At 65.3% G+C, this 12,185-nt stretch carries 12 protein-coding genes; 5 read left to right on the top strand and 7 right to left on the bottom strand.

The window, feature by feature from the left end; genetic code table 11:
* The first annotated feature begins 4 nt into the window (after nucleotides 1–4).
* A complete protein-coding gene (locus tag TSA1_RS12895; RefSeq protein WP_142251038.1) occupies nucleotides 5–1,111 on the top strand; it encodes a hypothetical protein in 1,107 nt (368 codons plus the stop codon).
* An 88-nt stretch (nucleotides 1,112–1,199) separates the two neighbouring features.
* Here the strand turns inward: TSA1_RS12895 and TSA1_RS12890 are convergent, their stop codons facing one another.
* From TSA1_RS12890 to TSA1_RS12870, 5 genes are all read right to left on the bottom strand, one after another.
* Nucleotides 1,200–2,651, bottom strand: coding sequence for a serine/threonine protein kinase (locus TSA1_RS12890; protein ID WP_100176698.1), 1,452 nt, complete (start codon nucleotides 2,649–2,651; stop codon nucleotides 1,200–1,202).
* A gap of 6 nt (nucleotides 2,652–2,657) precedes the next feature.
* A complete protein-coding gene (locus TSA1_RS12885; protein WP_100176697.1) occupies nucleotides 2,658–3,398 on the bottom strand; it encodes a metallophosphoesterase family protein in 741 nt (246 codons plus the stop codon).
* 116 nt (nucleotides 3,399–3,514) lie between these two features.
* The gene (locus TSA1_RS12880; protein ID WP_100176696.1) at nucleotides 3,515–4,120 is read right to left on the bottom strand and encodes a hypothetical protein; all 606 of its coding nucleotides are present in this window, start codon (nucleotides 4,118–4,120) and stop codon (nucleotides 3,515–3,517) included.
* Complete coding sequence (locus TSA1_RS12875) at nucleotides 4,113–4,799, bottom strand: DUF2135 domain-containing protein (RefSeq protein WP_100176695.1); 687 nt, start codon at nucleotides 4,797–4,799, stop codon at nucleotides 4,113–4,115. Before TSA1_RS12875 ends, TSA1_RS12880 begins: the two co-directional genes overlap by 8 nt.
* The gene (locus TSA1_RS12870; RefSeq protein WP_100176694.1) at nucleotides 4,796–5,563 is read right to left on the bottom strand and encodes a MotA/TolQ/ExbB proton channel family protein; all 768 of its coding nucleotides are present in this window, start codon (nucleotides 5,561–5,563) and stop codon (nucleotides 4,796–4,798) included. The genes TSA1_RS12875 and TSA1_RS12870 overlap by 4 nt, the downstream gene beginning before the upstream one ends.
* Nucleotides 5,564–5,762: 199 nt before the next feature.
* On the opposite strand from TSA1_RS12870, the gene TSA1_RS12865 reads away from it, so the two are divergent.
* Both TSA1_RS12865 and TSA1_RS12860 read left to right on the top strand, forming a co-directional pair.
* The gene (locus TSA1_RS12865) at nucleotides 5,763–7,133 is read left to right on the top strand and encodes a sensor histidine kinase (protein WP_100176693.1); all 1,371 of its coding nucleotides are present in this window, start codon (nucleotides 5,763–5,765) and stop codon (nucleotides 7,131–7,133) included.
* A gap of 7 nt (nucleotides 7,134–7,140) precedes the next feature.
* The gene (locus tag TSA1_RS12860; protein ID WP_100176692.1) at nucleotides 7,141–7,791 is read left to right on the top strand and encodes a response regulator; all 651 of its coding nucleotides are present in this window, start codon (nucleotides 7,141–7,143) and stop codon (nucleotides 7,789–7,791) included.
* Between the two features lie 57 nt (nucleotides 7,792–7,848).
* Here TSA1_RS12860 and TSA1_RS12855 read toward each other — a convergent pair whose 3' ends face one another.
* A complete protein-coding gene (locus TSA1_RS12855) occupies nucleotides 7,849–8,433 on the bottom strand; it encodes a TetR/AcrR family transcriptional regulator (RefSeq protein ID WP_174718883.1) in 585 nt (194 codons plus the stop codon).
* Nucleotides 8,434–8,997: 564 nt separating this feature from the next.
* Here TSA1_RS12855 and purB point away from each other — a divergent pair.
* Nucleotides 8,998–10,305, top strand: coding sequence for an adenylosuccinate lyase (gene purB, locus TSA1_RS12850; protein WP_100176690.1), 1,308 nt, complete (start codon nucleotides 8,998–9,000; stop codon nucleotides 10,303–10,305).
* Between the two features lie 61 nt (nucleotides 10,306–10,366).
* On the opposite strand, the gene TSA1_RS12845 is transcribed toward purB, so the two are convergent.
* A complete protein-coding gene (locus tag TSA1_RS12845) occupies nucleotides 10,367–10,861 on the bottom strand; it encodes a hypothetical protein (RefSeq protein ID WP_100176689.1) in 495 nt (164 codons plus the stop codon).
* A gap of 151 nt (nucleotides 10,862–11,012) precedes the next feature.
* Here TSA1_RS12845 and TSA1_RS12840 point away from each other — a divergent pair, with 151 nt between their 5' ends.
* The gene (locus TSA1_RS12840) at nucleotides 11,013–12,182 is read left to right on the top strand and encodes a M20 aminoacylase family protein (protein ID WP_100181103.1); all 1,170 of its coding nucleotides are present in this window, start codon (nucleotides 11,013–11,015) and stop codon (nucleotides 12,180–12,182) included.
* The last annotated feature ends 3 nt before the right edge of the window (nucleotides 12,183–12,185 follow it).

Raw genomic sequence — 12,185 nt, 5'->3', positions numbered from 1 at the left:
GAACATGACGGCGTCAGCAGATAAGGCTTGGCACGATTATCGTGATGCGATCGAGGACGCTCGAAGTTCCGCGACCCCGGGGGTCGAGCGCTCCGGCGGAATTTCGGGCGAGATTGGCAATCTCGATCGGATCATGGAAGCGTCGGTCCGATTGCACGAGGAACTCGCGCTCGCGCAGACGACGAGGACCGCCGACATCCAGGATCTGGCGAGCATGAAGTTGCTGGCCGCCGCGGCGTATGATCTCGGCCTCGCAAAGGATCTCATCGACAAGAACAAGAGCGGCGGCGAGAAGTCGGAAACTGAACGATCGGCTGTCGCGGTCTTCGTCGACCCCACGCTGCGAGAGGTTCTCGACGCGCCGCTGGAACGTGGAATGAAATCGTTCCTGACCGAGCGATCGGCCGGGCCGCCGGACGTCAACGCGGCGCGCGCCGGCCTGGGCAAGAAAGCCGAGACCGTCATTCGTGGCATTGTCGATCGGTCAGCCAGGGTCCTGATGTTCACCGGGACTGGCGTGACGACCTTCGGCCTCGGGCCGGCCCAGGAATGGGCCTCGGCACTCGCTCAGGAAATCGGCGATATTTCGGGACGCCTCGGGACGTTTGTCCGCTATGCCGTCAGGCTGGTCCGTGAAGCCATTCAGAAACTGTGGAGCGCTTTCGGAAAGGACCAACAGAAGGAAATTCAATCCGAGGCGAAATCATGGATTGATAGCGTCCTCGGAAAGCCGCAGGACATCGTGAGCGGCCTCCTGAAAAGCGTTTACGCTGCGGACGAACTCGGCAAGGAGATCGCCGACGAAATCGCGGGCAAATCGCCATCAACCGCTGCCGAACAATGGAACAAGGCAACGGGTGACTTGGACGAGCTCCTCGCCCGCTACGAAAAATCGTGCGCCACACTCGAATGGGTGGTGCGCGGCATCGGTTGGGCCAAATCGGCGTTGATGACACTTTCACCGTGGGGACCCGCAATTGCCTACGCCGGCTATGTCGGGGCCGTCGGCTACACGGTGTATTCCGGAGGCGACTATCTTGACGCGAAGAGGTTCAGTGCGAGATGGCTCAATCAGGTCTCAGGCGTTCGCGGCATTATCAAAGCGATTTGACTTGCCCACGACATGAGACGCGGCGGATGTCGTCGTGTTCGACGGCAGTTCAGTCCGCGGCCGGATATTGGCTCCCGGTCACGGAAGCTTAAGCGGAGTCGCGTCCCGGCGTCGATATCGCGCCCGCCTCGTCGGCATCTCCTGCCATCCGCGGCGGCCGTACCACGGTGACCGTGCAACCGGCCTCCGAGGCCACCTTGGCCGAGACGCTGCCGAGCAGCGTGCGACGAAACGAGCTCTGCCGCGCGCCGATAATGACATGGTCGACATGGTTGACCTCGGCAAACTCCAGCAGCGCGGCCGCGGGATCGACGGCTTCCAGCACGTGAACCGATAGCCGGCTCTCATCCAGCTTGAGCGGCGTCGCCCAATGCCTGAGCGCGACCAGGCGGTCGATATGCTTGTTGGAGCCCTGCTCGTCCAGGGTCCGGTCGATCGCGATCCGGCTCAGCTTGAGCACGTTGACACAGGCAAGCCGCGCTGACGGCAAGGTGGCGAGGATGCGCTCGGTGGTCACGCGCAGCGCCTCGTTCAGCTCGGCTGCCCCTTCCACCGTATCGAGCGCGACAGCGAGGATCGGGCTCGACGCGATTTGGGCAGCGACATCCGATTTCACGCGCGGCGCCATGACGCCCAGATTGAAGCGGCGGCGCCAGGCGACGCTGAGCGGATCGCGCTTCATCCGCTCCGAGCGCGTCGTGAGTCTGATCTGATCCGGATGGGTGAGATCGAAGGCAAGCTGGGACGCCGTCGGATAGCGCCGCACCGGCTCGATCTCGAGGCACCGCAACACCACTTCCTGGAGCCATGGCGGATAGTCCGCGCGCAAGCTTCGCGGCGGATGCGGATCGCGCCACAGCCGGCGCCGCATCGCACGCAACGTCTCGCCCTCGCCGAACGGCCGCTCGCCGGTCGTGAAGAAGTACAGCAGCACGCCAAGCGAAAACAGATCGCTGCGCGGATCGTCGCGTACTCCCGACAGCCGCTCGGGCGCCATGTAGGGCGCGGTGCCGTAAGGCAGGCGGAACTCCTCCTGCAGCAGATCCGGCAGATGGTTGTGATGCGACAGGCCGTAGTCGATCAGCACCGCCTCGCCGCTTTCGCGGGACATGATGCTGCTCGGCTTGATGTCGTGATGGATCACGTTCTGCCGGTGCAGATCGGCGAGCGCGGTCGCGATCCTGGCGACGAGCTGCCGTGCCTCGTCATACGGCAGCGGCAGATCAGGCAGCCGCTTGTAGAGCGTCGTCCCGGAAATCCGCTCAATCACGACATAGGCTTGGTGCGCGAAATCGCCGGTGCCGAAACAGGCCGGCACGTGCGGCCCCGCGAGCCGCGGCAGGATCATCATCTCCATCTCGAAGGAGACGATCGCGGCGGGGTCCTCGCCCTCCGACACCCGCGGGATCTTCATCAGCAGCGGTACGTCGATGCCGGGATGGGTCACCGTCCATAACGTCGCCATGCCGCCGGCGTGAACGCATTCGCCGATGGTGTAACCGTCGATCTCCGCACCGGATTGGACCAGCGATTTCGGCATCGGCTCCTAGCGCCCCTGCGACAACCGATCGGCCAGCCAAGGCGGCAGGCCGTTGTCGCGGATCCTACCCGCCGCGGTCGCGATGTCATAGGGCGCGCGGCAATAGGTGATCTGGCACGATTCGGTGTCGAACAACACGAAGGCCGCCGACGGATCGCCGTCGCGGGGCTGGCCGACCGAGCCCATCACGGCGAGCCATTGCCGCCCGCGCAGCAGCTGCACCGGGACGTCGGTCTTCGGCACGAAGCTCGTCATCTTCGCCGTCACCGACATCGAATAGAGCGCGGGACGATGGATATGGCCGCAGAACGTGACATGGGCGGGGGTCGCGATCAGGCTCTTGGCCGCGTCCGCCGTCGAGCGGACGTAGTGCCAGCGCTGCGGGCTCGAGGCTTCCGCATGCACGAAGAGACAGTCGCCGTCGTCGACCAGCATCGGCAATTCGCTCAGGAACCGGCGCTGCGCGGTGTCGAGGCGGCCACGGGTCCATTCGATTGCGACCTGCGCCTCGGCGTTCATCGTCTCCGCCGATGAATTGACCGCCTGATCGTGATTGCCGCGCACGGCGATGGCCCCCTGGCCAACGAGCTCCATCGCGGTATCCACCACCCATTCGGGATCGGCGCCATAGCCGACGAAATCGCCGAGCAGCACGAACTGCTCCGCGCCCTTCGCACGGGCGGCCTTCAGGCAGGCCTCGAAGGCTTGCCGGTTGCCGTGGATATCCGAAAAGACAGCGAGAAGCACGCACCCTCCACCCCCCAATTCTTATTGAAGGCCGATAAGGCCAAATTGAGGGATGTCAACAAGATGCGCCAGCGCTGGGCGGTTGACCAGCGCCCGGCGACACGATGATGAAGGGCCTATTGCTCGTCTTTCGGGGGCATCCGGGGCGGCGGTATCGGCGTGAACACGGCGCCTTGCGCGCCGGCCGGCGGTGCCATGAACTCGCCGGTCGAGGAATCGCCGCCGCTCGTCTCCATGATCGTCTTGGGCGTCACATATTCGCGGACCATGTCGATCAGGCTGCCGTCGCCCCCGCCGAAATCCGCCGCCCGGCCACCTTGCGGATGTCCCTGAGCGATCTCGTTCTCCGCGGCATGAGTCTTCTCGGCGAGCCTGTCGTTGTAGGGCACGCGGAACGCCCGCGGGATACCGCTCGGACGATTGTCCTCATCCAGCTGCTCGACCCACAGATAGATCGAGCCCGGATCGCCCTGCAGCGAATGCGGCTCGACGATACGGGCCTTCAGCAGCTTGAAGGCCGTCGGCAACCGGTCGGAACTGGCCCAGCCGAGCAGCCCGCGCATCTCGGTGAAGCTCACGACATAGAAGGCGCTGGTCACGACCACCGCGACCGCCTTCAGCGACCAGTGCAGCCGCGCATAGACCAGCACCACCAGCAGCAGCGCGCCGATGACGGCGTAGGCGAGCGACAGCGTGAGGATGACCGTCTGCAGGTTAATCACGGCGGATCCTCACGGGGTTCTTGCTCACGCCGGTCCTCGGGTCGAGATCGGCGCCGTTGCGCCAGCCGCTACGGAACGTCTCCAGCAGCGATTTCGGCCGCTGGTCGACATTGACGACCTTGCCCTCGGCGTCGAGCCGGAACCGCACCGCGGTCTTCTCGTCGCCGGTGTGGTCGAGCGTGAACTTGTTGTCGAACACCACCTGCGCCGTCGGATTGAGCTTCTGCACTTTGATATTGGCCGTGACGGGCTCGCCGGTCGTCGCCACGAAATGCGAGACGTTGACGGTGTATTCGCCGGCGAGGATGCCGCGCACGGTGACGATCTCCTCGCGGATGGGCGAGGCGATCTTCTTGCCGGCGACCATGATGAAGTCGTTGGCTCCGCCGCGGTCGTCGCGGTCGAGGGTGAGGAAGCCGGCCTCGCGATGGCGATACCAGGCTATGTTTCCGGCGGGATCCTGCACGAACAGGTCGAGGTCGTCGGGGTGGTTGTCCGGCCAATCCAGCGTGATGATGAACTCGGCCTTGGAGTCGATCTTGCCTTCCTTGGCGTCCGGCGAGACCGCGAGCAGCGCGAGGAAGAACAGGAATGCGATCACCTGGAGCGCCTTGAACAGCATCACGCCCAGCGGATCGAACGGCTCCTCGCGCGGATAGAGACCGAAATCATCCATCATGGCGTTCCGGCACCCTTGCGCTCCAGCACCGGCGTCACGTAGGTCTCGGTCAGCACCACCGCGTCCGAGAACACCCGCTGGGTCGCGGCATCCAGCATGTAATACTGGATGCGGACCAGGATCGAGCCGACGAGGCCGGCCAGCGTCGTGTACATCGCGACCGCCATGCCATCGCTCATCAACCCCATCGAGGAGCGCATCGCCACCTTGTCGGCGGCATCCAGCCCCGCGATCGGCGCCAGCATGATGATGAAGCCGATGATGGTGCCGAGCAACCCGAGCTTCATCAGCGTATCCGAGACGAAGGCGCCGAACCCGTTGGAGCCGCGCAGGCGGTCGGCAAGCGTGCGCAGCAGCAGGGTCTGGTCGACGGGGCGATAATCCTGCGCGGCAGCCTTGGTCACCAGGCTCTCGATATGATCGCGCACCAGCCCGCGCGGCAGCGCCGTCGCACGCGCGTCGAGCACCTTGCCGCCGTCAGGCGCCGCGAGCGCCTCGCGGCAGCGCCGCGCCGCCGCCCCCTCCCGTGCGATCGCCCGGGTGCGCAGGAAGCAGTGACCGCAGGTGAGGATGTAGAGCACCGCGATGACGCTGGAGATGTAGGTGCGGTCGGAGGTCAGCATCAGGTTGATCAAGCCGAACCGCCACAGCAGCACGACGGCGAAGATGGAGAGACCGGTGAAGATCATCCAGAACAGCAACGCGCTGCGCTCGGACGGGTCGGTCGTTGCAGGCGCGATCGGTCCAATCGTCATCGAACTCATGCTGCACTGCTCCTCGCTCGCAACGTTCAGCCTATCAAGCTTCCTGTCCAATTAGATCAAAGCCGCCGTATCAGGTCCAAAGACCCATGCCCAATCCGGCTTGGGAAATTTGCCCGAGCTGCAATCCTGCCACACCCCGCAATTGGCAAGGCGCGGCGGCGTTGTTAGGCTGATCCTATCAAACGTCGGGGGTCATCGCATGCGCCTCGTGCTTCAGCTTGTCGCCCGTCTGCTGCTCATCGTGGCTCTGTGCCTGGGTGCCGCGACGGTATGGGCTACGTTCGACGCCTATCGCAGCGTCGACCGGGCGACTGCGGCCTCCGCGCAGCGGGTCGGGCAGGCCCTTCAGGCATTGTACTGGCATGAGTTCTTGTTGCGCAGCAGCAGAACGCGCGAGCAGCTCCTGCCGGTTCCGGAATGGCGCACCCTTGAGACGATGAAGCTGATCTCGCCGGGCGTCTGCGTCGAGTTCCAGCCGGCCATCGCATTTGAAAAGCCGCTCTGCGGCCAGAGCGAGGGGCTCGGCAAGACCCCGCCGCGCTGGTTCGCATCGATCGTGCCGATCTTCCTCGGCAGCCACGCCGAAGTGGTGCGGCCGGTTAGCCCCCGCGCTGCTTCGGCCGGAACGGTGGTTGCGACGCCGGACGCCGCGGCTGCGATTTCGCTCGCCTGGGAGTACATCCTCAACGTGATCGACGTCGCGCTATTGATGGCGGCGGCCATCGCGCTGCTGGCTTCGCTGGCGATCGCGCATGCGCTGGCACCGGCGCGGGCGATCGTGACCGCCCTGCAGCGCATGGCGCGCGGCCAGTATCGCACCAAGCTGCCGCGGTTCCGCTCGATGGAGCTGGCGATGATCGGCAGCGCCGTCAGCGAGCTCGGCGGCCGACTGGAGGAAGCCACCGAGCAGCGCGCCGCACTGACACGGCGCCTGATCGAGATCCGCGACGACGAGCGTCGTGCGCTCGCCCGCGAGCTGCACGACGAGTTCGGGCAAAATCTGTCGGCCATCCTCGCCTTTGCCAACACGATCGAGAACGCAAGCGCGAAGGACAGCAAGAACGATGGCGTCGCACAGGATGCCCGCATGATCTCGCAAGCCACCCATCACCTGATGGCCTCGCTGCGCGATGCGCTGAAGCGGCTACGCAATCCCCTGCCCGAGGAGCTCGGGCTGGAGGCCAGCCTCGTCAATCTCGTCGACAGCTGGCGCTCGCAGAGCGCGGCGCAGCCGACCATCCAGCTCGACCTCAGGGGCGATCTCACCGACATCAGCGGACCGGCCGCCACCACCGCTTATCGCGTCGCCCAGGAATGCCTGACCAATGCGCTGCGCCACAGTTCGGCGCGCGAGATCTCCTTGCGCGTCGAGCGCTGCGCCGGCGAGGACGACGCGCTGCTGATCCGGGTCGAGGACGACGGTGGCGGCGATGCGGAACGCGTCGCACAGTCGGCCGGGTTCGGCCTCACCGGCATCCGCGAGCGCGTCGCGGCCGTCGGCGGATCCCTATCGATCCTGCCGGCCCGCGGCGGCCTCAGCGTCGCCGCCACCATCCCGCTCGCCGCATGAGGCCGACATGAGCGAGGTGGCAGCAACAGGCATTTCCGTGCTGCTGGTCGACGACCATCCGATCGTCCGGCAAGGCTACCGGCGCGTGCTGGAAAGCCAGGGCGACCTCCATGTCGTCGCGGAAGCCGACAACGCGGCGGACGCCTACGGCGCCTTCAAGGCGCACGACCCCGACGTCGTCTTGCTCGATATTTCGATGCCGGGCGCGAGTGGGCTGGAGGCGATCCGCAATATCCGCGCGCGCAGCCCGCGGGCGCGGATCCTGGTTTTCACCATGCACAACGAGGCCGTGCTGGTGAAGGCCGCGTTCGGTGCCGGGGCCAGCGGCTTCGTCACCAAGAGCAGCGAGCCGTCCGCCGTGGTCGGCGCCATCCGCGCCGTCGCCCGCGGCGAGCGCGCCATGAGCGACGACATCGCGCATATTCTGGCCGAGGACAGTTTGTCGGCGGGCTCAGCGCTGGATCAGCTGGGCGAACGCGAGATCGAGATCCTGCGCCAGTTCGCCGGCGGCGCCACCACCGAGCAGATCGCCGCACACCTCAATCTCAGTGTGAAGACGGTGCAGAACTATCACTATTTGATCAAGACCAAGACGGGCGCCCGCACGGATGCGCAGTTGGTGCGCCTTGCCGCGACATGCGGGCTGACGAGGATCTAGGTGGGATATTGAGACGCGCGCTCTTCCTTCTTCCCCTTGTGGGAGAGGGAAAAAGCGTCAAGCCCTCACCCCCCGCAGCAACAGCGCGAGTGTTGCATCGACGCGCGCGGGAAGATCGGCATCCTTCCACTCGTCGGCATGGGCCGGATGGTGGAAGCGGCTGGTGGCATCGTAGATCGCGCGCGCGGTGGCCTTGACGTCGTCTATGGCGAAGACGCCCTGTGCCACACCGTCGGACAGGATGGCCACGACCTGGTCGGTCAGGGTATCCTTGTGGCATTTGACGGCCGCGCAGGCCTCGCGCGCCAGCGTCAGATAGGTATCGAACATCTCGGGGTCATCGAGCACGCGCGACCGCTTGGCCGCGAACAGCGTGCGCAGCCAGCGCTCCAGCCTCGCCGGCGCCGGGCCCTTCTCCTCGGCGATCTGGCGCAGCGGCGCATCGATGCGGTCCAGCCAGCGCTTGGCGACGGCCTCGCGCAGCGAGGCCTTGCTCGGGAAATGGCGATAGACGCTGCCGTGGCTCACATCGAGCGCACGGGCCACGTCGACCACGGTGGCCTTGGCAAGTCCAAAGCGCCTGAGCACGTCCTCGGTGACTTCGAGGATCCGCTCCGGCGTCAAGACAACGGCTTCATTCATGCCAGCACCATGTTCCCGTTCAGGGCTCAGTTACTCCGGCAGTAGGGCTGCTTCCGAAGCGCCCGTAGCCGGTCGGTTCGGAAAGCCTATGCCTTAATGAGGCAGTTTTGCAGCCTGCGCCGCGATCTGGCGCGCCACCAGTAAATTGAGCCATTGCCCAATCACACCGGTCAAATTGAGGATTTCGGTCGTCATCGTCGTAAGTCTCCATTCGTCCGCGGGTCCCCGTTCTTCAATTCGCCCTTCGATCCGAGCTTGGTTCGGATGTCGGGCTCCCCGGGGCTTGTCGCGGGACGCCCAATCGGAGCGTCCGGGAACGGATATACACGTCCCGCTGACAGATTTCAATATCTGTCAGTCAATGATCCGTGATTGACAGTTAATATTTGCGGGCCGGGGTCGCTCCCTGCCGACCGGGTCCGGTGGAAAGCTCGGCGATCCCCCTCGCCCAGGGCCCAGACCGTTTGTTTCGCCCTGCCCGCTCTGTTAAATCACGGCGTAAAAAGCATTTTGGCCGGCGTCGCCCCCTTCAGGACCGCCCGCCCACCTTCCTGGAGCCGTCAGATGATCCCCCGCTATACCCGCCCGGAAATGGCCTCGATCTGGGAACCGCAGACCCGGTTCAAGATCTGGTTCGAGATCGAGGCGCATGCGGCGGACGCCCTCGCCGAACTCGGGACAATTCCCAAGGAAGCCGCCAAGACGGTCTGGGCCAAGGCCAAGGACGCCGTCTTCGACGTCGCCCGCATCGACGAGATCGAGCGCGAGACCAAGCACGATGTCATCGCCTTCCTCACCCACCTCGCCGAGATCGTCGGCCCCGAGGCGCGGTTCGTCCACCAGGGCATGACCTCCTCCGACGTGCTCGACACCTGCCTCAACGTCCAGCTCACCCGCGCCGCCGACCTGCTGCTTGCCGACCTCGACAAGGTGCTGGCCGCGCTGAAGAAGCGTGCCTTCGAGCACAAGATGACGCCGACCATCGGCCGCAGCCACGGCATCCATGCCGAGCCCGTCACCTTCGGCCTCAAGCTGGCTTATGCCTATGCCGAGTTCACACGCGCCAAGGAGCGCCTGATCGCGGCGCGGAAGGAAGTCGCGACCTGCGCCATATCAGGCGCCGTCGGCACCTTTGCCCAGATCGATCCCCGCGTCGAAGAGCACGTGGCGAAAGCCATGGGCCTCGTTCCCGAGCCGATCTCGACCCAGGTGATCCCGCGCGACCGCCACGCCATGTATTTCTCGACGCTCGGGGTGATCGCCTCCTCGGTCGAGCGCATCGCGGTGGAGATCCGCCACATGCAGCGCACCGAGGTGCTGGAGGCCGAAGAGTTCTTCTCCGAGGGACAGAAGGGCTCCTCCGCCATGCCGCACAAGCGCAACCCGGTGCTGTCGGAGAATCTCACCGGCCTCTCCCGCATGGTGCGCGCCTATGTGACGCCGGCGCTGGAAAACGTCGTGCTCTGGCACGAGCGCGACATCTCGCACTCCTCGGCCGAGCGCATGATGGGCCCGGACGCCACCGTGACGCTCGATTTCGCGCTGGTGCGCCTCGCCGGCCTGATCGACAAGCTGCTGGTGTACCCCGCCAACATGCAGAAGAACCTCGACCGCCTCGGCGGCCTCGTGCACTCGCAACGCGTGCTGCTGGCGCTGACGCAGAAGGGCGCGAGCCGCGAGGATTCCTACAAGCTCGTGCAGCGCAACGCGATGCCGGTCTGGCGCGGCGAAGGCGACTTCCTCCAGCTCCTGAAGAAGGACGCCGAGGTCAGGAAATATCTGGGCGATGCCGAGCTCGATGAGCTCTTCGACCTCGGCTATCACCTCAAGCACGTCGACACGATCTTCAAGCGCGTGTTCGGCGAGAGCTGAGCACCGCTTGCGTCGCCCGGTGAGCCACGCACGTGGCTGCCAGGGCATGTGCCATTTCGGCCTATAGTCGCTTCAGCAGCCATTTCACCAGCGCAGGGCTGCCGATGGCGGCGGCGCTGAAGGCGCACATGTTGCCGTCGACATAGCCCGCACGGCCGCGCCCCTGCACGTAGCGCTTGCTGAAGAAGATCGTGTGCGGCTTGTTGCCGGCGTCATCGACGAAAACGAGCTGCCAGCGCAGATCGGGCTGGTAGGACAATCGGGCCGGCGCCAGCGCCTTGACAGCTGCCGCCAGTTCGGTCGCGTCGCGTTCGGCCAGAACCAGGGTCTTGCGTTCGCTGGCGTAGCTCGAAAAATGCTCCGGCGAGATCGGGATGCTGGCGAGCAGGCGATCGGAGATCTTCAGCACATCGATCCGCTTGATCCGGCCTGCCTGGATCTTCTGACCGATCGATGCGATCGCCGCCGCCGCCGATCCGATATCGCAGGCGAAGGCCGGACTGGTCACGATCGCGAGGCAGGCCGCCAGCACGAGACTATCGCGTCCAAACTTCATGGCTTGCCCCCGTCCCCGGCCTATTGAGGCCTCATCTTATAGTCGTCGAACGTCACGACGAAAGCCCGGCGACCATTTGCGGACTGCGATGCCGCGGAGTACGCTTGCCGTCGTCGCCCTCCTGCAAACACAGAAGAAACGGACCGTTCCCATGCCCATCGTCAACCGCGTTGCAGCCCTCTCCGACGAAATGGCCGCCTGGCGCCATGACTTCCACGAGAATCCGGAATTGCTCTACGAAGTCCACCGCACTGCCGGCATCGTCGCCGACAAGTTGCGCGAGTTCGGCTGCGACGAGGTGGTAACGGGTATCGGCAAGACCGGCGTGGTCGGCGTGATCCGCGGCCGCAAATCGGCGTCCGGCAAAACCATTGGGCTCCGCGCCGACATGGACGCACTGCCGATCATGGAGACCTCAGGCGTGCCTTACGCCTCGAAGGTCCCCGGCAAGATGCACGCCTGCGGCCATGATGGCCACACCGCAATGCTGCTGGGCGCGGCCAAATATCTCACCGAGACGCGCAATTTCGACGGCACGGCGATCATGATCTTCCAGCCCGCCGAGGAAGGCGGCGGCGGCGGCAAGGCCATGGTCGAGGACGGGCTGATGACGCGCTGGAACATCCAGGAGGTCTACGGCATGCACAACATGCCGGGCCTGCCGGAAGGCCATTTTGCAACCACCCCCGGTGCGATGCTCGCCTCCTCCGACAACATCCAGATCACGGTCCACGGCAAGGGCGGCCACGCCGGCGCGGGCCCGCACAAGTCCGTCGACAGCGTGCTGATCGGCTCGCAGATCGTCAACGCGCTGCAGTCGATCGTGGCGCGCAACGTCGATCCGCTCAAATCCGCCGTCATCTCGATCACGCAATTCCACTCCGGCACGGCCTTCAACATCATCCCTGAAGTCGCCGAGCTCGGCGGCACCGTGCGCACGCTCGATCCCGAAGTGCGCGATCTCGTCGAGCGCCGCATCGGCGAAGTCGCCGACAGCGTCGCCCGCGCCTATGGCGGCTCGGCCGAGACGAAGTACACGCGGATGTATCCGGTGACGATGAACCATGCGCGCGAGGCCGGCCTTGCCGCCGACGTCGCCCGCGACATCGTCGGCGCCGATCGCGTCAACGACAAGTTCATCCCGATGATGGGCGCCGAGGATTTCTCCTTCATGCTGGAAGCGCGTCCCGGCGCGATGGTGCTGGTCGGCATGGGCGACGGCAACGAATGCCACCACCCGGCCTACGTCTTCAACGACAACATATTGGGCCACGGCGCCTCGTTCTGGGTGCGCATGATCGAGACGCGGATGCCGGCGTAATCG

This window comes from Bradyrhizobium nitroreducens, from assembly GCF_002776695.1.
Lineage (GTDB): Bacteria > Pseudomonadota > Alphaproteobacteria > Rhizobiales > Xanthobacteraceae > Bradyrhizobium > Bradyrhizobium nitroreducens.
Note: the sequence above shows the minus strand (reverse complement) of the source record. Positions and strands in the feature narration are given on the sequence as shown.

Excerpts from the sequence above, each read along its gene's own strand:
- TSA1_RS12895 (WP_142251038.1), top strand. The coding sequence starts at position 5 with ATGACGGCGTCAGCAGATAAGGCTTGGCACGATTATCGTGATGCGATC.
- TSA1_RS12890 (WP_100176698.1), bottom strand. The coding sequence starts at position 2,651 with ATGCCGAAATCGCTGGTCCAATCCGGTGCGGAGATCGACGGTTACACC.
- TSA1_RS12875 (WP_100176695.1), bottom strand. The coding sequence starts at position 4,799 with ATGATGGATGATTTCGGTCTCTATCCGCGCGAGGAGCCGTTCGATCCG.
- TSA1_RS12870 (WP_100176694.1), bottom strand. The coding sequence starts at position 5,563 with ATGAGTTCGATGACGATTGGACCGATCGCGCCTGCAACGACCGACCCG.
- TSA1_RS12865 (WP_100176693.1), top strand. The coding sequence starts at position 5,763 with ATGCGCCTCGTGCTTCAGCTTGTCGCCCGTCTGCTGCTCATCGTGGCT.
- TSA1_RS12860 (WP_100176692.1), top strand. The coding sequence starts at position 7,141 with ATGAGCGAGGTGGCAGCAACAGGCATTTCCGTGCTGCTGGTCGACGAC.
- TSA1_RS12855 (WP_174718883.1), bottom strand. The coding sequence starts at position 8,433 with ATGAATGAAGCCGTTGTCTTGACGCCGGAGCGGATCCTCGAAGTCACC.
- purB (WP_100176690.1), top strand. The coding sequence starts at position 8,998 with ATGATCCCCCGCTATACCCGCCCGGAAATGGCCTCGATCTGGGAACCG.
- TSA1_RS12845 (WP_100176689.1), bottom strand. The coding sequence starts at position 10,861 with ATGAAGTTTGGACGCGATAGTCTCGTGCTGGCGGCCTGCCTCGCGATC.
- TSA1_RS12840 (WP_100181103.1), top strand. The coding sequence starts at position 11,013 with ATGCCCATCGTCAACCGCGTTGCAGCCCTCTCCGACGAAATGGCCGCC.